The 19,427-nt window shown below is 41.6% G+C and carries 17 protein-coding genes; 1 reads left to right on the top strand and 16 read right to left on the bottom strand.

From position 1 onward, the window contains the following. Nucleotide 1: 1 nt before the first annotated feature. Genes B9N65_RS03185 through galE form a run of 12 tightly spaced genes read right to left on the bottom strand, consistent with a single transcriptional unit; the run spans nucleotide 2 to nucleotide 14,646 of the window. On the bottom strand, nucleotides 2-2,101 hold the full coding sequence (locus B9N65_RS03185) for an STT3 domain-containing protein (RefSeq protein WP_087582769.1): 2,100 nt from the start codon (nucleotides 2,099-2,101) through the stop codon (nucleotides 2-4). Continuing rightward, nucleotides 2,094-3,218 carry an N-acetylgalactosamine-N,N'-diacetylbacillosaminyl-diphospho-undecaprenol 4-alpha-N-acetylgalactosaminyltransferase gene (pglJ, locus tag B9N65_RS03190; RefSeq protein WP_087582770.1) on the bottom strand — a complete coding sequence of 375 codons (1,125 nt, stop codon included), beginning with the start codon at nucleotides 3,216-3,218 and terminating at the stop codon, nucleotides 2,094-2,096. The genes B9N65_RS03185 and pglJ overlap by 8 nt, the downstream gene beginning before the upstream one ends. After that, nucleotides 3,215-4,258: a glycosyltransferase gene (locus B9N65_RS03195; RefSeq protein ID WP_087582771.1), complete on the bottom strand. Its 1,044-nt coding sequence runs from the start codon at nucleotides 4,256-4,258 to the stop codon at nucleotides 3,215-3,217. The genes pglJ and B9N65_RS03195 overlap by 4 nt, the downstream gene beginning before the upstream one ends. Continuing rightward, on the bottom strand, nucleotides 4,255-5,313 hold the full coding sequence (locus tag B9N65_RS03200; RefSeq protein ID WP_087582772.1) for a glycosyltransferase: 1,059 nt from the start codon (nucleotides 5,311-5,313) through the stop codon (nucleotides 4,255-4,257). The genes B9N65_RS03195 and B9N65_RS03200 overlap by 4 nt, the downstream gene beginning before the upstream one ends. Beyond that, on the bottom strand, nucleotides 5,310-6,242 hold the full coding sequence (locus tag B9N65_RS03205; protein WP_087582773.1) for a glycosyltransferase family 2 protein: 933 nt from the start codon (nucleotides 6,240-6,242) through the stop codon (nucleotides 5,310-5,312). Before B9N65_RS03205 ends, B9N65_RS03200 begins: the two co-directional genes overlap by 4 nt. Further along, a complete protein-coding gene (locus B9N65_RS03210; RefSeq protein WP_087582774.1) occupies nucleotides 6,243-7,004 on the bottom strand; it encodes a glycosyltransferase family 25 protein in 762 nt (253 codons plus the stop codon). Then, nucleotides 7,005-8,522 (bottom strand): MATE family efflux transporter, encoded by a 1,518-nt coding sequence (locus B9N65_RS03215; RefSeq protein ID WP_087582775.1) that lies wholly within the window; start codon nucleotides 8,520-8,522, stop codon nucleotides 7,005-7,007. Continuing rightward, a complete protein-coding gene (locus B9N65_RS03220) occupies nucleotides 8,522-10,651 on the bottom strand; it encodes an STT3 domain-containing protein (protein ID WP_087582776.1) in 2,130 nt (709 codons plus the stop codon). Before B9N65_RS03220 ends, B9N65_RS03215 begins: the two co-directional genes overlap by 1 nt. Before the next feature lie 8 nt (nucleotides 10,652-10,659). Then, nucleotides 10,660-11,892 (bottom strand): nucleotide sugar dehydrogenase, encoded by a 1,233-nt coding sequence (locus B9N65_RS03225; protein ID WP_002939912.1) that lies wholly within the window; start codon nucleotides 11,890-11,892, stop codon nucleotides 10,660-10,662. Further along, nucleotides 11,889-12,335: an ecotin gene (locus tag B9N65_RS03230; RefSeq protein ID WP_087582777.1), complete on the bottom strand. Its 447-nt coding sequence runs from the start codon at nucleotides 12,333-12,335 to the stop codon at nucleotides 11,889-11,891. The genes B9N65_RS03225 and B9N65_RS03230 overlap by 4 nt, the downstream gene beginning before the upstream one ends. Next, nucleotides 12,332-13,654: a UDP-glucose dehydrogenase family protein gene (locus tag B9N65_RS03235; RefSeq protein WP_087582778.1), complete on the bottom strand. Its 1,323-nt coding sequence runs from the start codon at nucleotides 13,652-13,654 to the stop codon at nucleotides 12,332-12,334. The genes B9N65_RS03230 and B9N65_RS03235 overlap by 4 nt, the downstream gene beginning before the upstream one ends. Before the next feature lie 8 nt (nucleotides 13,655-13,662). Beyond that, complete coding sequence (gene galE, locus B9N65_RS03240) at nucleotides 13,663-14,646, bottom strand: UDP-glucose 4-epimerase GalE (RefSeq protein ID WP_087582779.1); 984 nt, start codon at nucleotides 14,644-14,646, stop codon at nucleotides 13,663-13,665. Between the two features lie 217 nt (nucleotides 14,647-14,863). On the opposite strand from galE, the gene B9N65_RS03245 reads away from it, so the two are divergent. Beyond that, the gene (locus tag B9N65_RS03245) at nucleotides 14,864-15,904 is read left to right on the top strand and encodes an LLM class flavin-dependent oxidoreductase (protein ID WP_087582780.1); all 1,041 of its coding nucleotides are present in this window, start codon (nucleotides 14,864-14,866) and stop codon (nucleotides 15,902-15,904) included. Here B9N65_RS03245 and B9N65_RS03250 read toward each other — a convergent pair. The 4 genes from B9N65_RS03250 to B9N65_RS03265 are packed head-to-tail and all read right to left on the bottom strand — an operon-like array spanning nucleotide 15,901 to nucleotide 19,417. Next, complete coding sequence (locus B9N65_RS03250) at nucleotides 15,901-16,749, bottom strand: DNA ligase (RefSeq protein WP_087582847.1); 849 nt, start codon at nucleotides 16,747-16,749, stop codon at nucleotides 15,901-15,903. The two genes, B9N65_RS03245 and B9N65_RS03250, sit on opposite strands and share 4 nt — an antisense overlap. Next, nucleotides 16,749-17,327 (bottom strand): DNA-3-methyladenine glycosylase I, encoded by a 579-nt coding sequence (locus B9N65_RS03255; RefSeq protein WP_087582781.1) that lies wholly within the window; start codon nucleotides 17,325-17,327, stop codon nucleotides 16,749-16,751. Before B9N65_RS03255 ends, B9N65_RS03250 begins: the two co-directional genes overlap by 1 nt. Continuing rightward, nucleotides 17,328-18,386: an NAD-dependent epimerase gene (locus tag B9N65_RS03260; RefSeq protein WP_087582782.1), complete on the bottom strand. Its 1,059-nt coding sequence runs from the start codon at nucleotides 18,384-18,386 to the stop codon at nucleotides 17,328-17,330. It lies immediately after the preceding gene. 20 nt (nucleotides 18,387-18,406) lie between these two features. Next, nucleotides 18,407-19,417, bottom strand: a complete 1,011-nt coding sequence (locus B9N65_RS03265) for a 3'-5' exonuclease (protein ID WP_087582783.1) — start codon at nucleotides 19,415-19,417, stop codon at nucleotides 18,407-18,409. Nucleotides 19,418-19,427 lie beyond the last annotated feature (10 nt).

Genomic DNA, 19,427 nt, shown 5'->3' on the forward strand with positions numbered 1-19,427 from the left:
TCTACCTCTTTAGTTTATAAACTTTTGCCGCCCCGTCAAGTATGACTGGCTCAAAGACTTTTGGATCGTATCTTTCAAGCACGAAAAGCTGGATGTAGGAGCTATTTAAAATGCTCTCATCAAGGATGATGAATCTGCCATAATCCCTCATATAAATGACAGAAATATTTGACATTTCGTTATTTTTATACTCTTTTACATTTAGCTTGCCAGCCTCGTTGTAGTCGGTCTCTATGAAAGATCTTAGCGGTAAGACCTTGCCATCATAGATCAAACTTGTGACATCGCTTGTTAGTGTAAATCCACCACTTAGCCTAATGCCCTTTTCACTTTGCGAGATCGCTCTTGTGGTGACAAAAAGTCCGTTGTTTAGGTTTTTACCGCTTTTTAGATCGATCTTGCTAAACTGCAAAATGGTTGGGAAAATACTAAGCATCCTATCTGGCAGGTAATAATATATCTCTCTGCTCTTTGCTGGCAGGCTAAAATTTGCCTCTTTTATCTCGCTAAAAAACTGATCAACGCTTAAATTTCTATCTTTTAAAATTTGAGCCAAGTTGCCATTAAAGCGCTCTTTGAAATTTCGCTCAGTGTATTCTACATCGAGCCTTGCCATATTTGCCGAGCTCATCTCGTCGCTTCCAAGCGCAAAACTCACGGCAAAATTTTCACGTCCAAGGTGCTTTCCGCCGTCAATTAGCGTCTTAACATCGCTGTAATATCTAATCGGATATCCATAGTCCCACCACGCAAGTACGTAGTCCTCGCGCCCTGCGATGCCTTTTAGCTTATTTAAAATTTCAACCTCTTTATGCACAAAAACTGGCTCAGCCTTGTAGCCATAGATGTGAATGAGTGCTGGAGCAAGCACAAGAGCTGCTATGAACGCTCTTATGAGATTTAAAACGGCCTCTTTTAGCTTTAAATTTGCTAGCACAAACTCCACTAAGTAGCCAAAGCCAAGCGCCATGATAGGCACGGCGTAAATGGTAAATCTAAGGCCGCTTTTAAAGGCTAAAAAGCCAAGTGCGAGCATGCCAAGTGATACGGCAAATGAGCGGTGTCTATAACAAAACAGAGCAACACCAGCAAGCGAGATCAAAAATGTGATGACATTTGCGCTGATCCTCTCGCAAAATAGCGTAAAATCAACAACGCTTGACTCTTGGATAGTTTGATTGACATTAAAAAAGTGAAAGCTCATGCCGCCAACTTCAGGTGCATCTCTAAAGACGTAAAATTTAAGCTGAAAGATTATAGGATTTAGTCCGCCACGGACGACAAAAACGACAAAGATAACCGCCAAAATGCCAAGAGCAATTTTTAAATTTATTACCTCTTTTTTAAATAGACAAAGTGCGTAAATAACGATAACAGCGATAAATTTAAGAGTTATATCAAGATTTGAAATAGCAAGTAAAAGCAGAGAAATTTCAAGGTAAAAAAGTGGATTTTTCCTATCAAAAATGAGCGTGTAGAGTAAAAATAGTCCAGTTAAAATGCTAATAAGCGAAAAGGCGCTCATATACCACCACATATAGATAAGCACGCTTAAAGGTGCTATTATCAGGCTCTTTGCGTCCTTTTTCTCAAGCACTCTAACAAGCCCCCAAACGACAAAGACGCTAAGAGTGATGATGAGCATGTCGGTGTCGTAGTAGCCTGCCATCGTGCGGTTGTAGTAGCTATTTGCGATCACTGCAAGAAGTGCAGCGATAAAGCCAGCCATTTTTAGTTTGTATTCATTTGCGATCAAGATAACAGGCACAGCCACAAGCGACGAGAAAAATACACTCATATAAATCATCGCCGTCTCAAGCTTGACACCTAGAAATTTCACGATCCAGTAAGTAAGCGTAGAGAGCGGATAGCCATAGTAGCTAAGGTCGTTTTCTTGGTGAAAGCCAGCTAGCATATCCCTTGCGCCCTCGGCAAATGCGTATCCGTCGTTTGTGCTGATCATCAGTTCGTTGTTCCAGAAAAAGACTGGATACTCACTCGCCCAAAAGACCCAGTAAAGCCTGCAAACCATGCCAAAGATGACCGCGGCAAATATCATAAGGTATAAAGAGTAATTTTTAAAAAACAAATTTCTATTCATTAGGATTTTCCAAAAAATTTATAAGCTCGCTCGCTATGTTTTCACTATCAAAAAATTTAGCCCGATTATACGCAACATTTTCAAAATTTTGCCTTATTTCACGCTCGTTAAGCACCTTTATCATCGCCTCTTTCATCGCATTTTCGTCATCAACAGGCACTAAGATGCCAAACTCACTCTCGCCCAAAAGCTCCTTTGCGCCGCTCTTGTGCTCGGTTGAGATGATAGTTTTTTCGCACGCTAGTGCTTCAAGCAAGACGTTTGAAAAGCCCTCAAAACGCGAGGCACAAAGCAAGCAAGAGGCATTTTTTATATGCCTAAAAGGATTTTTATCAGTGCCAAGAAGCTTTACTCGATCACCCACGCCAAATTTATCTATCAAATTTTGTAGCTCATCCTTTAAAGGCCCTTTGCCAAGGATGCCAAGCGTAGCGCGAGGGTCGCTAATAGAGGCGATTATTTTTATTAACATGGCTTGATTTTTACCGCTATCAAGGCGGCCGATGTTTATGAAAAATGGCTTAAAGCCATCCTCAAGTGGCTCATCTTTTAGCAAATTTATAGTTTTTAGATCAAGGGCGTTATAAAGCACCTTTGTTTTGTCCTCTCTCATGCCAAAATTTCGCACCAGATCCTCTTTGTTGCCAGCTGCATTTGCAAGGATTAGATCAGCCTTTTTATAAAGATGAGTGAGTAAAAATTTATTAACTCGCCCGCTTAGATCGTCTTTATATAGGATCGACGGACAGCTTCGCTCGCTGATAACTAGCCTAGCCTTTAGCCCTAAAATCCTAGCAACCCCAGCGATATAGCAAGGGCGGTTCATCAGCACAAACTGCGTGTCGATGTTTAAGCTTTGACAGAGCTTTTTATACTTAAAGGCAAGTATTGGCATCGCTAAAAAGAGCCTTGCAAGCTTCTTTAGTCCGCTCTCGTAAGGATCGCTATTTTCTATAAAGTGGATCTGCACCTCGTTTGGGATCTCGTAAGCGATGACCTTGCTCATTAAGATGAGATGAACTTCATAATGTTTTACCAAAAATGGCAGTAAATTTGCCACATTTCGCTCAGCCCCACCAGGCCCCATCGAGTATAAAAAAACGGCTAATTTTTTCACTTGCTAACAACCTTTTTTATAAATTCTCGCCACTGTTTGATGATATTTTCTTTGCTAAATAAATTTGCACTTTCGCTGGCGTTTTTTGCTAGTTTTTGCCTTAAAATTTCATCTTTTAAAAGCATCTCAAGCTTATCTTTTAGATCATTTGCATCGCCATTTTTAAAGATAAGCCCATCCACGCCATCACTTATAAGCTCTCTTGCGCCAACGGTGTCGCTACTTAGCCTAGCGCAACCAAAAGCGCCTGATTCTATTAGCACATTTGAAAGCCCCTCGCTTCGTGAGCTAAGAGTGAAAATTTTTGCCTCGCTATAAAGCTTACTAACATCGCTCATGTGACCTAAAAATTTGACATTAAGCCCCAAATTTGACGCCATTTGCTTCAGTTGCGCTTCTTGCCTGCCACTGCCTGCGATCTTTATCTCCCAGCCATCAAGCAAGCTCTTATCCGCCTTGCTAAGCGCCTCAAAATAGATATCATAGCCCTTTACCGCCTCCAGCCTCGCCACGCTCAATATAACGTTTTGCTTCTCGCAAATTTCAGGCACATCGATAAAAAGTGGATTGTGGATGACCTCGCGATTTTTGGCAAATTTATAGTAGTTGAAGTCGCTTTTACTTAGCACGCTTAAGCCATCTACAAAACGGTAGCTAATATCACGCATAGCGCTTGTGATTTTGCTTTTTAAGTAGCTGTGCTCGTGGTGTTCAGTTGCTATTAGTTTGCTCTTTAGCCCAGCATTTGCCAGCACGCAAGCGACGTTTGTCCAGTCGATAAAGCTAATTATCAGATCAGCCCTTTGCTCTTTAAAAAGCGCTCTAAGAGCGAGAATTTTTTTAAATTTTAAAGCAAGCCCTGAGCCAGTGACGCTAAGGTTTATGATCTTTATCTTTTCACTAAATTTATAAAGCCCAAGGTCCTCTTCAAGCAGGGCGATAGTGATCTCATTGTCTTTGCAAAGCTCGTTTGCAAGCACGTTTAGCACGCGCTCGGCTCCGCCATTTCTAAGTGCGGCGATTACAAAAAGAATTTTCACTTCACACCTCCAAGCCTTAAAAGCTCCAGCCATTTTTTATAAATTTGCTCCACACTAAACTCATCAAGTCTAACTCTTGCGTTTTTGACAAATTCGCCCATTTTTGCCTCATCTTGGATCAAATTTGCAAGCTTTTCGCTCATCTGATCAGCGTCATTTATCTCGCAAAGCAAGCCATCAAAACCATCTTTTATAAGCTCTTTTGCCCCGCTAGTTCTTGTCGCAACACGCACGCAGTCATAGTTTATCGCCTCTATCAAGGTGTTTCCAAGACCCTCGAAATTTGAGCAAGAGAGCAGCACCTTTGCCCTTTTATAAAGTGAGGCGATGTCGCTTACATTGCCTAAAAACTCTACATCAGCGCCTAAACTTTTAGCTAAATTTTCTAAATTTGCCCTCTCGCCGCCATCTCCAGCGACGACAAATTTATAGCCGCTTTGCTTTAAATTTGCAGCCACTCTTACAAACATTTCACAGTTTTTTATCTTATTTAGCCTGCCAACAAAGATGACTAAATTTTCTTTAGCAAAGCTCTCACTGCGCACCTCTTCAAAGAGTGGGTTGTAAATTTTCATCACATTTTTGCAAAATTTAGAGTAGTAGCCTAGATCCTCGTCGCTTAAGACGCTAAGTGCGTTTGCAAATGGATAGCTTATGCGTCTTAGCACCTTAAAGATCGTCCTTTTTGGCGCAAGATAGTTTGTGTGCTCGCTTATGATTATAGGCGTTTTTAGCTCAGCTGAGCTAAAGAGAACCAAGGTATTTACGGCGTCTAAAAAGGATATCACAGCGTCAAATTTGCCCTCGCGTATAAGCGCTCTTAAAGCAAGCACCTTTGAAACTCTCTTTTTTAAATTTCCAACAAAGCCAAGCTCATCAGCCCCAACGCCTAAATTTATGAGCTTAACGCCGCTTGCTAGCTCGTAAAATGGCTCATCTTTGTCAAATTTAACAAGACTTACATCGTGATCCACGCTAAATCTTGACGCGATCACCGCGCAAACTCGCTCCGCACCGCCACTTCTAAGCGTTGATGTGACAAATAATATCTTCATACGCCAAACCTTTGTTTTATCTTCACTCTAAGCTTTGAAAGTGCCGGCAAAAGCCCGCTTGGGAGCGGACTAAGCAGTAAAAATATAAGTGCCTCTTTACTAAATTTAATGCTAAGACTTTTAAAGATACACCTTAGCATAAGGCCATATTCGCCCGCTATTTTGGCGTAGTAAGCGGCGTTTTTATACTGCATAGCTAGAAATTTTGGCTCATTTTTGATAGCGATGTCGTAGTGTAAATTTGCTGTTTTGATGTAAGCGTTTGCCACATTTAGCGCGTGTTTGCCGGCATTTAGTGTCGCACTATCGCTTCTTGCGATGCGGTAGATGTAAAGTGGCTTTTTAAGATAAAAGACATTTTTTTCAAAAAAGCGGATATAAAGCTCATTTTCGCCACCAAAACTGCTCTCATCAAACCTAAAACCATCTATAAATTCACGTGAAAAAAGCTTAAAATACTCGCCATTTATCCGCCCGCAGTGATAATCAACCTTACTCATCTCCCCGCTTTGCTTATATGGGCTCCTGCCAGCCATCACCTCAGTCATCACGCCATCTTTTTCGCAGATCGCGTCTGCAAAGACACACGAATACTCGCCACTTTTTAAAATTTCATAGCACAAAGCAATCGCCTCTGGGAAAAGCTCGTCGTCATCATCTAGCAAGCAGACAAACTCGCCTGTTGCGTTGTCAAAGCCGTTATTTTTGTTGCCATTTGGGCTCTTTTTGTGAGCGCTGTTTTTTACAAATTTGATCCTAGCGTCGTTAAAACTCTTGCAAATTTCACTCGCACTCTCGTCATCGCCGTCATCGGTTACAACTATTTCTAAATTTTTATAGCTTTGAGCTAGAGCACTTTTTATGGCCTTTTTTAAAAGCTCTGGACGCTTATAAGTCGCAGTTACGATGCTGATTAATGGCTCGCTCATTTAGCCCCTTTTAAAAATTCTCTCATAGCCTTGAAGCTTTTCAAGTCGTGAGAAAAGTATAAATTTAAATGTTTTTATGTAGGCCTTTAAATTTGCGCTATATCCCCTCTCAAGGCGCTCGCCCTCGATGTTTGAGCCACTAAGATCAGTTGGATGCGAAAAAAGGTCGCAAAAATACATCTGCATATCATTAACGCCTAGCAAATAGTCCCAAACATCGGTCGTACAAAGCGCACGTTTATGAATTTCAAGCAAATTTTTAGCGCTTTTTTTAGTTAGCACATAAGCCCCTGCTCTATAAATGCTTGAAAATGAGTGCTTTGAGACCTGCCAAAGTGGCTTGCTTAGGCTAGTATCCACCTTTTTGCCAAAGGCGCTAAACCTGCCTTCTAGCCCATCTTGCATGCCACATATGAGCACGCTGTTTTCTGGCATCTTGCTAGCTGCCAAAAAGGCCTCTTTTATGGCATTGTCATCTCCTATCACGTCGTCTTCAAAGATGAGGGCAAATTTGGCTTCACTCGCCAAAAACGCCTCGTAAGCTTTTACGTGCGAGAGCGAGCAGCCAACCTCTGCTGGGCTTAAAACCTTGCCGTAAGCTTTAAATGACGGCGAAATGATCTTGTAGTACTCCCTCGCGTTTAGCTCCCTGCCATCAACTGCGTCTATTAGCTTAAAGCTATCATAAGAGCCAAATTTCTGCTGTAAAAGCTCGCGCCTTTTGGTATCTTTAGCCAAAGAGATCAGATAAATTTCATTCATTTAAGACCTTTTAAATTTTTTTAAAATTTTACGCCAGACTATGCCTCGCTCGAAGGCATTAAAAAACAAAAAATATCCCAAAATATAAGCTGCACTGGCGTATATCGCAGCAAAGATAGCAAATTTTAGCCAGTTATCTAAGTTCACAAAGTCCTTGCAGGCAAACATCGCAAGCACGCAAAGCGCAAAAACGGCTAAATTTTTAAAATAAACCCCGTAAAATGTGGTGAGTTTCACCTCTAAATTTAAAGCAGCGTTTATGAGGTCAAAGCCGAGAATCCTTATGCTATAAAAAATGGCTGCGACGATGACGATGCCATAAACGCCGTAGTCACTAAATTTAAGCAGTGCGATCTGCGCTATGATCGTGCTAACGCCAAGGATAGTGTTGGCAATGGCTGGTCGGCGAAGCTTGTTCGTCGCGCTATCAAGGTTAAAAAGCGAAAAAACAAAGCTTATAAATACGATAGGCACAAGCGTGATCATCGAGACGTTGTAGATAAATTTAACCTCATCTGCGCTTTTAAAAGGTAGCCAAAGCGTGTAAAAATCAAGCCCAAAAACGACGAAAAATGCAGCTGGAGCGCTCATCACAAAGGCGATCACTTTCATCGAAAATTTAGCCTCTTTTATAAGGTCCGTGATCAAATTTTTAGAGTAAAGCTCGACAAATTTTGGCGCAAAGATACCGCTAAGCTGCGCTACAAAGCTCTCAAGTATGATAGGGGCGGCCTTGGCGACTGAAAGAAGGCCAGTGGCGTTTGCATTTACGAAAATGTTGCAGATAAATAGGTCCATGCCTGTTAAAAGTATGCGATTTAGCGCATTAAAGCTGTTCCAAATGCCAGAGCTTAGAAGCTCTTTGATCTTAGAAAAGTCAAATTTACTAAGGCTAAATTTTAGCTCTGGCGTGATGCGAGCTGACATAAAAATGGTGCTAAAAAAGACAAAAAGGCTAGCAACTAGCGCTGAGATGGCGATGTATGAAATGAACGGCTTAAAAAAGAAAAAGAGCGCCACGATGAGGGCTGCTAGGATCGCGCTTGAGATGGCGTTTCTGATGGAGAGTAGATAGAGCTTGTTTGTCACAAACGCACAAACCGTCAAAACGCCGTTAAATAGCCCAACGCAGAAATTTATAAAGTAAAAAACAAGGGTCATTCTCACGTCAAAGAGCAAATTTTCAGGGACATTTAAAAAGCTTTGCAAATTTAGTATAAAAACAGAGCTTAGAACCACGACAACGGCGCAAAAGAAGATATTTACAACAAGCACTGATGAGTAGTAGGTGTTTGCAAGGCTTAGATCCTTTTTGTGCCACGCGTGAGCGACAAAGCGCCCACTGACCGAGTTGATCGCCACGCTCACGACCGCTGCGTAGCTAACGATGGCGTTGCTAAGGCCTACAAAGCCAAATGCCTCGTTGCCAAGGCTTTTTAAGATAAATGGCGTAAGAAAGAAATTTATGCCCATTGATACGACAAAAACGACGATTGAGCTTATTAGATTGATTAGCATTAGACTTTTAACCTGTAAATTTTTACGCCACTTGAGATGATAAATGGCTCAAAGTATCGCTCGTCTGCTCGCTCAAATATAAAAAGCTGCACAAGAGCCGAATTTAAAGCATTTTCATCAACTAAAACCACGCGTGCATAGTCCTCTAAAAACAAAACAGAGATTTTCGCTTTGTCGTCGATAGTTTTCTCGTCTATTTGTAGCTCTTTGCCAGAGCCTTTTATCTTATAAAAGGACTTTACGGCTACTTTTTCGCCGTTTTGAGTGATAAATTTTGGCTCTTTTAGCGGCAAGATATAGCCATTTCCAAGATCTATGCCAGCCTCGCTAACGCTATTTATAGGGCTAATGTAGTAAAAAAACTCCTCTTTTGGCCGCTCGCCGCTCATAACATCGATGTAGCTATATCTAAAGATGTTTGGAGCGATATCTATCATGTCTGGCACAAGATAGTAAAAAACCTCTTTTTTTGCCGCTGGCATAGTAAAATTTGCGCTTTCAAGCTGGCCTAAAAAGAGGTTTAGATCGCTTGTATTGTGATCTTTTAAAATTTCTTCTAGCACTCTACTTTTTTTCTCAAACGAGATGTCGCTATACTCGCTCACTACTCTAGCTAGCTTGGCTGAGGTTGCCTCATCTTTTCTTAATGCAAGGCTAACAAAGTAGTTATTCTCGCCACCTTGCCTGCCAGGATCATTTAGTGTCTTAACATCAGCAAAGTATCTTACCGCATATCCATAATCCCACCACGAAAGCACGTAGTCATCGCGCTTAGCAGCTTTTTTTAACTGATCAAGTGCCATTGCCTCATCGTGCGTGATCAAAGTATGCGGTCTATAAGAGTAAGCGATCTCTAAATTTGGAGCAAGCGCAGCAGCCGCAAAGATAAAAAAGGATAAATTTTTAAGAGAATTTCTAAGGTCAAATAAATTTAAAAAAAAGTGTAAGAAATACCCAAAACCAAGTGCTACAAGCGGCGTTATATACATAGCAAATCTAACTCCGCCAAATAGCGATAAAGTGCCAAGTCCAAGCAGTGGCAAGCTAAGTAAAAATGGGCGAAATTTAAAGCAAAGCGCCAAATACCCAACCGCTGCAGCTAGCAAAATAAGGATGTTTCCAGCCATGAAATAGACAAAATATAAAGGGCTAGCGCTTTTTACCTCATCAATTAGCGTGTATTCGCTTATAAAGTGAAATTTACTTGCAACCTCTGAGCTGCTTTTTAAAACGTAACTGCCAATCTTTGAGATGATAAGATCAAAACCACCAAAATAGATAAAAATAGCTAGCATAATAGCTAGAAAAATGCTCAAATTTCTAGGTGAAAGCAGTTTTTTATATTTGCAAAAAATGGCGTAAAATGAAGCAATAACCGCTAAATTTAAAATCAAAATTTTATTTGCGATGAGTGGATCTTTTGAAAAAATATTGAAGCTAACGATGCTTATAAACATAAAAAATATCGCTTGGTAGTTTTCTATCCTGCTTCGCACAAAAGCAAGCGTGTAGATAAAAAAAATAAAAATGATGCTTAAAATAAGGGCATAAGAGCTTTGATACCACCAAAGATAAAGCGATACAAAAAGGCTGGGCAAAACGATAAATTTTTGTTCATTTGCATTTAAAAGTCTGATCAAAAGATAGATGATAAAAAGCGCAAATGTAACATTTAGCATATCGCTATCAAAGTAGCCAAGCGACGTTCTTACAAGATAGCCTGGCAAGATAACGCTCATAAATGCAGCCACAGCTCCAGCTTTTAGGGCCTTAAACTCATTTGATATCAAGATAACTGGTAACGCGATAAGGGGTGCTAAAAGCGCGCTCATATAAAACATCACGCTTTCAATCTTGAAAGGTAAAATTTTGCAAATATAAAAAACTATGGTTGAGATTGGGTGATTAAAGGGGCTAGAGTCATTTTGCTGATGAAAGCCAGCAAGCATATCTCTAGCGCCCTCTGCGTAATAGTATGCGTCATTTGTCGTAAGCATAAATTCGCCATTAAAGTAAAACTCTGGCATATCCTTTGCCCACAATACCCAAAGCATCCTAGCTGCAAATCCAAACAGATAAGCAGCCAGAAAGATAAGTAAAATTTTACAATTTACGCTTACTTTGTGCACTAAATTCCTTACAGCCTAGCGTCAGCCTCTGGGTAGATATTTTTTATATCATAAACCAAGTGGCCTTTTAGGTTGAGCTTTTTAAATTCATTGTGAGCTACGGCGATCACGATGCAGTCGTAGTCGTCTAGGTTATACTCTTTTACTAGATCAAAGCCGTACTCGTGTTTTACCTCAGCGCTATCAGCCCAAGGATCAGTCACATCGACCTTGCAGCCAAAGTCTTTTAGCTCATCAACCACGTCTATAACGCGAGAGTTTCTTATATCTGGGCAGTTTTCTTTAAATGTCATACCAAGAACAAGCACGCGCGCTTTGTTGATAAGCACACCCTTTCTTATCATTAGTTTTATCACTTGATCGGCTGCGTATCTACCCATATCATCGTTGATGCGACGACCTGCTAGGATCATTTCAGGGTTATAGCCTACCTCTTGAGCTTTGTGAGTTAGGTAGTATGGGTCTACGCCGATGCAGTGACCGCCGACTAGGCCTGGGCGGAAATTTAAGAAATTCCACTTCGTACCTGCAGCCTCTAAAACGTCGATAGTGTTTATGTGAAGCTTTTCAAACAGCATCGCAAGCTCGTTTATAAAGGCGATGTTGATGTCGCGCTGAGTGTTTTCGATGACCTTTGCTGCCTCTGCCACTTTGATGCTTGAAGCTTTGTGAGTGCCAGCTGTGATGATAGAGCGGTAAATTTCATCGACCTTGTCTGCGATCTCTGGGGTTGAGCCACTTGTTATCTTTTTGATCTTTGTAACAGTGTGCTCTTTATCGCCTGGGTTTATGCGCTCTGGAGAGTAGCCGCAGAAGAAGTCTTTGTTAAATTTAAGTCCACTCTTTTCAAGAAGTGGCACGCAAATTTCTTCTGTAACGCCTGGATAAACGGTGCTTTCATAGACAACGATATCGCCTTTTTTAAGCACTTTTGCTACACTCTCAGTCGCTTTTACCACTGGGGTTAGATCAGGGCGTTTGTTCTTATCTATCGGAGTTGGGACGGTTACGATGAAGAAGTTGCAACTTCTGATGTCATCTAAATTTAGGCTAAATTTCATGCCATTATCGATCGCTTTTTTCATCTGCTCATTGCTAAGCTCAAGCGTTCTGTCATAGCCACTTTTAAGCTCTTCTATACGTTTTGCATTTACGTCAAAGCCGACTACTTCGTACTTTTCACTAAAAGCTGCTGCTAGTGGAAGTCCCACATATCCAAGTCCTACTACTGCTATTTTCATTTCTCTTTCCTTTTTAAAATTTTTGGTTTTATCGTTTTTATACGTTCATAAATTCTTATCTCTGCGCCCACGCCTTGCGGAGTTACGATCTTAATGGGGCTAATGCCAGGCAAAATTTGAGTAAATTCATAATAAATTTGCCTCTTTTTCTTTTTGCCATTGCAAGGCTTAAGTAGCTCATCATCTGCGCTAAATTCGTAATAAACCCCGCTTTTATCCTCTTTTTTATCTAAATGTCCGCCCTCTAGCATAGCAAATTCACAATCCGTTTGCACCTCTTTAAAAAATGCAACTTCATATTTAAAATAATCATTCGGCATCTTTGAGACGGGCAGCTCAAAAACCTGTTCTTGCGTCTTTGCTTCGCTTTTGCCTGCCGCTTCGCTAGCTAAGAGAGTAAAAGGCAGCAAGCAAGCTGCAAGAAAAGATAGAATTTGCTTCACGCTTTGACGCCTATCTGAAAATACTTAAATCCATGCTCGGCTAAAGCTTTAGCGTTATACTGGTTGCGTCCGTCAAATATGACGGCATTTTTTAGTCTCTCTTTGATCTCCATAAAATCAGGCGATCTAAACTCACTCCATTCTGTCACAAGCACCATAGCATCGGCGTTATCAAGAGCGTCATATTTATTTTTGGCGTATTTCACATCTAAATTTGGCATATATTTTTTAGCTTCTTCGCTCGCTTTTGGATCGTAAGCGACCACTTTTGCGCCAGCTTCATATAAAAGCTTTATCAAAGTTAGCGAGCTAGCCTCTCTCATATCATCGGTATTTGGCTTAAACGCAAGCCCCCAAAGTGCGATCGTCTTGCCCTTTAGATCGCCGCCAAAGAAGTTATAAATTTTATCAAATAGAACTCTTTTTTGAGCCTTATTTCTTGACTCGACCGCGTTTAAAAGCTCTGGCTCAAAGCCATTTTGCCTAGCTGTGTAGATGAGTGCCTCGACGTCTTTTGGAAAGCAGCTACCGCCATATCCGCAGCCTGGGTATATGAAGCTATATCCGATCCTTGAGTCGCTACCGATGCCCTTTCTTACTAAATTTACATCAGCGCCCACACGTTCGCAGATATTTGCTATCTCGTTTATAAAGCTTATCTTGGTTGCTAGCATCGAATTTGCAGCGTATTTTGTCATTTCAGCCGACTTTACATCCATACAAATGAGCCTGTCGTGATTTTTCATAAATGGCTCGTAAAGCTCTCTCATCACGCCAAAGCCCCACTCGCTGCTAGCTCCGATAACTACGCGATCTGGCTTTAAAAAGTCCTCGACCGCAGCGCCCTCTTTTAAAAACTCTGGGTTTGAGACGACTTCAAATTTAACCTCTAAATTTCTCTTTTTAAGCTCAGCCTCGATCACCTCATGCACCTTAGCTCCAGTGCCCACTGGGACGGTTGATTTATCGACAACTATTAGTGGTTTGCTTAAATTTTCTCCGATAGATTTCGCAACTGAGAGGACATATTTTAAATCCGCCTGTCCATCAGCCCCCATAGGCGTGCCAACCGCGATAAATAGCACATCTGCATGCTCTAGCGCCTCGGTTATCTGCGTGCTAAATTTAAGCGAGCCATTTTTGTAGCACTCACTCACGATATCAGCAAGCCCTGGCTCATATATAGGCACGACACCATTTTTTAGCGCCTCGATCTTTTTGCTATCGACATCGACGCAGATCACGCTGTTGCCCATCTTAGCAAAGCATGCACCACTTACTAGCCCAACATATCCGGTTCCAATTACTGCTATTTTCATGCTTATCCTTAAATTCTCTTTTCCCACTCAAGGGCAGTTTTTATGATGAGTGCTAGATCGTCTCTTTTTGGCTTCCAGCTTGTTAGCGAGCGCAGTTTGCTTGCGTTTGAGATAAGGATAGCCGGGTCGCCGTCCCTTCTTGGCGCATTTAGCACTTTAAAATTTACTCCACTTACCTTTTTTGCGGTTTCGATCACCTCTTTTACGCTAAATCCCCTGCCATATCCCACGTTAAAAGTTTCGCTGCCGCTTTGGCTGATGTATTCAAGTGCGCTTATATGGGCATCTGCTAGGTCGCTAACGTGGATGTAGTCTCTAACGCATGTACCATCTTTTGTCGCGTAGTCATCGCCAAAGATACCCATGCTATCGCGCTTGCCAAGGGCAGTTTGCACGGCCACCTTGATAAGGTGCGTGGCGTTTGGATAGTTTTGACCGATAAGCCCCTCTTCGTCCGCGCCTGCGACGTTAAAATAGCGCAAAATCGCAAATTTGAAATTTTCATTTGAAGCGGCGTAGTCTTTGATGATCTGCTCGCTCATTAGCTTGCTTCTGCCGTATGGATTTATCGGGTTTGTAGGCGTTGTTTCGCTTACTTCTGCCACGTCTGGCTCGCCATAAACTGCGGCAGTAGAGCTAAATATAAATTTATTTACATTGTAAGTTTTTGCGTATCTTAGCACCCTTGCGACGTTTGCGGTGTTGTTTAAATAGTATTTTAGCGGCTCGCTCATACTCTCAAAGACCTCTATAAACGCTGCAAAATGGACGATAGCATCAAATTTACCATTTGCAAAAATTTCGCTTAGATCATCCTCTAAATTTGCATTTATAAATTTGAAATTTCCTATCTTTTGGAGTACCTCAAGTGCTTTTTGTGAGCCCTTGCAGAGATTGTCGATGATGGTTATCTCATCTTTGCCTTGCTTTAAAAGTGCTTTTACTACGTGGCTGCCGATGTATCCAGCTCCACCTGTTACTAAAATTTTCAAGTTTAAGCCTTTCATAAAAATGTGGTTAATTTTATCAAAAATATAGTAAAGCAAAAGTAAAACAAGGTTAGTTTTTAAAATTGCTTGATAATTATATAAGTAAATTTTATGAAAATTTTTTGTAAAAATTTACAGCAGGCTTATTTTTTAAATTTAATTTAATTTTTATAATTTTTAATGTATAAGAAACAATACTAAAAATTAAAAAGGAAATAGCATGAACGTCTCGATCTTAAATTTACTGCCTATTAAGCAAGGCAGTGATGCAAAAGCTGCCATAGATGCAGCCGTTAGACTAGCTATTTTTGCCGAGGATATCGGCATGAAGCGCTACTGGGTTGCCGAGCATCACAATATGAGAAACTTAGCAAGCTCGGCCACGCAGCTCATCATCTCGCACATCTTAGAGCACACAAAGAGCCTGCGCGTGGGCTCTGGTGGTGTGATGCTACCAAACCACAGCCCCTACTCTATCGCAGAGCAGTACGCCACCCTTGAGACGATATTTCCTAACCGCGTCGATCTTGGGCTAGGCAGAGCTCCAGGGACTGACCAAGAGACGGCTGCAGTGCTTAGACGAGGAGCTAGAGAGATAGAGTTTGACATGCAGATAAACGAGCTAATGGACTATTTTAACGCTAAAAGAGCCGTAAAAGCCTATCCAAAAGTGGACAAAATTCCGCTCATTTACATACTTGGCTCAAGCATATATAGCGCATACGTGGCCGCTGAGTTTGGTCTGCCTTACGCCTTTGCGTCGCACTTTGCACCACGTGCGCTAGAAAAAGCGGTAGAAATTTATCGTCAAAATTTCAAGCCATCCCAGTTTCTTGCCACCCCTTATGTCATCGCAGGAGCAAATGTGATAATAGCCCAAAGTGGCGAGCTAGCAAAGAGTTTGGCAACCACGCAAACGCAGTTTTTCTTAAACGTAGTAACTGGCGAAAAAGAGTATTTGCAGCCACCAAAAAGGGATAACGACGAGGTCTTTGCCATGGTTGGTAAAACGGACATAGAAGCTCCACATTTTGGGCCGATCGACTTTAGGCAGATAGAGCTAAAAAATAGAGAAAGAATCGTCACAGAAGAGATGATGGCGTGCTCTTTTATAGGCTCAAAGCAAAGCGTTAAAGAGCAAATTTTAGAGTTTCAAAATAGACTTGAAGTCAATGAGATCATGGCTCAAAGCTTCATTTTTGATGAAAGGGCGCAGCTTGACTCTTTTAGGGCGTTAAAAGAGATCGCGGACGAAATTTAATCCTCTCTAACCCTTAAAAATATGGGAAATCTTGGCTTGCCATTAGAGGTTAAATTTTGAAATTTATATGTGATGACAGAGCCTATCTTTGGGGGCTCTTGACGGTTTTTATCGCTTAGCCCTGAGCCTATTTTAAAGATAGTGCCCTCTTTTGGCTCGCCAGCTCTTTCTTTGTCATTTTTGCCGCCAAGCGCCTTGCAGGTAAGCGAGCCAGCAAGATTTGCGTATTTGCCGCTGCCTTTATTTATAGCAATAACCTCACACTCGGCGTCTTTAAATTTCTTAAATTTGAGCGCATTTTTACTTCGTTTTCGCTCGTATGGCGCATTTGGCTCACGCACCACAGCTCCTTCGCTACCCTTTGCGATGATACTTTCAGCAAATTTTAAAAACTGAGCGTTATCGCGCATTTTTATCTGTTTTATGATGATTAAATTGTCATTTGGCTCATTTTTTAGAAATTTAGCCAAAACTTCAAGCCTACGAGGCAAGCCGCCGCTTGCCTCTGGCACGTCAAAAATGTGAAATTTAAGCCTGCTCCACGCCTTTTCATCTGGGAATTTATCCATCACGCTTGCTTGGATTTCTTCAAATTTAAGCTCCTTTGCATAAAGCTCACCGTCAAGTGCAAATTTAGGGAAATTTTTAGTAAAACTTAGCGGTGCATTTAGCTTTTTGCCCTGCCTTGAGAGCAAATTCTCTCCGTTCCAGTAGGCACGCACGCCATCAAGCTTCTCGCTAGCTAGCCAACCACTGACGTTTTGATCTTTAAATTCGCTAAGGCGTAATAGTTCAAGAGAAAATGCAAAATTTAAAAGCACCAAAAGTGCAAAAATTATTCTAATCAAGCCTTGCACTTACAAAAACAATAGTCCATATGATCATCCACCACGCCCACGCTTTGCAAAAAGGCATAGGTGCTAACAGAGCCTAGAAATTTAAACCCTCGCTTTTTTAGCTCCTTTGCCACAAAGTCAGACATTGGCGTGGTTGCTGGCACTTGCTTGATATTTTGATAGTGATTGATGATCTGTTTGCCGTCAAATTTGGGGTCAAATTTCTTTAGCAAATGTCCCCACAAATAGTCATAAAAGCTGCCAAATTCTTGTGTTACTGATAAAAATGCAAGGGCATTTGTGGCAAGCGATTTTAATTTTAGTCTATTGCGTATCAACCCTTCGTTTTGCATAAATTTAGCTATCTCAGCCTCGCCATAGAGTTTGATCTTTTCAGGATCAAAGCCGTCAAACGCCGCTCTCATAGCCTCTCTTTTTTGAAGCACTCCATGCCACGAAAGACCCGCTTGAAAGCCCTCTAAAACTATCATTTCAAAAAATTTTCTATCATCTTTTATGACTTTGCCCCACTCATTATCGTGGTAGGCTATATCAAGCTCGCCCTTGGCCCACTCGCAACGTCTCATTTAAATTTTGATCCCGTAAAACTCGCTATACCACTCGACAAATTTAGCCACGCCGTCGTTTACTTTTGTGTTTGGCTTGTAGTCAAAGTCAGCCACCAAATCACTCACGTCTGCAAATGTCGCTGGGACGTCTCCTGCTTGAAGTGGGAGAAAATTTTTCTTGATCTCACGGCCGATCTTTATCTCAACTGCCTTGATGTAGTCCATGAGCTCAACTGGGCTGTTGTTGCCGATGTTATAGACCTTAAATGGCGCTTTTGAGGTGGCAGGGTCTGGGTGCTTTGCGTCCCAAGCTGGGTTTGGCTTAGCAGGGTTGTCGATGCATTTAATTATGCCCTTTACGATGTCGTCTACGTAGGTAAAGTCGCGCTTCATCTTGCCGTAGTTAAAGACGTCGATGGTTTTATCTTTAAGCGCAGCATCAACAAACAAAAATAGCGCCATATCAGGGCGTCCCCATGGTCCGTAAACCGTAAAAAAGCGAAGTCCAGTCGTTGGCACGTTAAATAGGTGGCTATAAGTGTGCGCCATCATCTCGTTGCTCTTTTTGGTCGCTGCGTAGAGGCTTATAGGGTGATTGACCCCCTCGTGCGTAGAAAATGGCATGTTTTCATTTAAGCCATAAACCGAGCTAGAGCTTGCATAGACTAAATTTTTGATCTCATTGTGGCGGCAGCACTCTAGGATATTCATAAAGCCTGTGATGTTGCTGTCGATGTAGGCTTTTGGATTTATGAGCGAGTAGCGAACGCCAGCTTGTGCGGCTAAATTTACCACTACGTCAAATTTCTCTTTAGCAAAAAGCTCTTTCATCGTCTTTTCATCAGCAAGGTCTGCTTTTATAAATTTTAAATTTGCATGCGTTTTTGAGGTGATAAGTTTGCCATAGTCTATCTCGCTCACGTCAAAACCAGCCGTTTTTAGGCGTGCAAGCTTTAAATTTACGTCGTAATAGTCATTTATCACGTCATATCCAACGACCTCATCTCCGCGTGCCACAAGGGCATTTGCAAGGTGAAATCCTATAAATCCAGCTGTTCCAGTTACTAAAATTTTCATATTTTTCCTTTCATTTTGACTTATTCGTCGTCTAAATTTATCTCAGGCACTTTCTCTTCAAAAAGTGTCTTGCTCTTTGGCTCTTTTGGCTTTAGATCGCTTGCTTTTTTAAGCAGACCGCCCAGCATATCGCGATTTAGCTCCTCTTTGCTAATCGGCCTTACATCATCAAATTCGCTAAATTCCAAAGCCTCTTTATCTACCTTTATCTCGTAGTCTAGCTGTCCGCTAAGCCTTGCTAGCTCGTCGCTTATCGCAGAGCAAAAGACCTCAGCGTATCCCCTGTGAGCGCAGTTTTTAGCTAGAAATTCACTCATCACATTTAGGTGATTTACATAGTCATCTTGCAAGATATTTGCCTGCAAAAGCTCAAATTTTAAAAATAGCCAGTAGGTGTTAAGTACGTCGCTTTCGCAGTATTCGTTTATCTTATCAAGCTCGCCTGCGTAGTAGAGCTCAAGCACCTGATCGCCGTGCACGTCGTATTTGCCAGGTAAATTTAAGCTAGCACAAAGCGTATCGAGCTTTAGCCCTCTTACGCTTCCAAAATCGCTTATAAAATCAAGCAGGTCAAGGTGAAATTTAGGCGAATACCTCGCTCTATAATTTTCCCATTTGTTTTTGTTTAGCTCTTTGTTCTCGCTCTCGTAATATGCCGCCGCGTTTAGGTTGTAGCGCATTGCACGCACCATTATCATTGGCAGGTCAAAACCACGGCCGTTAAAGCTAACAAGCCTTGGGTTATAATCATTTATAAATTTTAAAAATTTAGCGATGATCTCGCGCTCGTCCTTGCCCTCCATCGTGCTGACTTTTAAAAATTTGCCGTACTCATCGGCCATCACCGCAGAGATCGCCACAACTCTATGAAACATCACAGGCAAAAACTCACTCCCACTGGCCTCTTTTTGCAAGGCCATAGCCTGCACGCTCACATCTTCGTCGCTTCCGTCGATGCCGTAAATTTTTCTTATCAAATTTGCATCAGGTATCGTCTCGCAGTCAAAGACGCAGATGTAACTTTTCGCCATTTTAGCCCTT

Origin of the sequence: Campylobacter concisus (genome assembly GCF_002165815.1) — a bacterium.
In the GTDB taxonomy this organism is placed as follows: domain Bacteria; phylum Campylobacterota; class Campylobacteria; order Campylobacterales; family Campylobacteraceae; genus Campylobacter_A; species Campylobacter_A concisus_BH.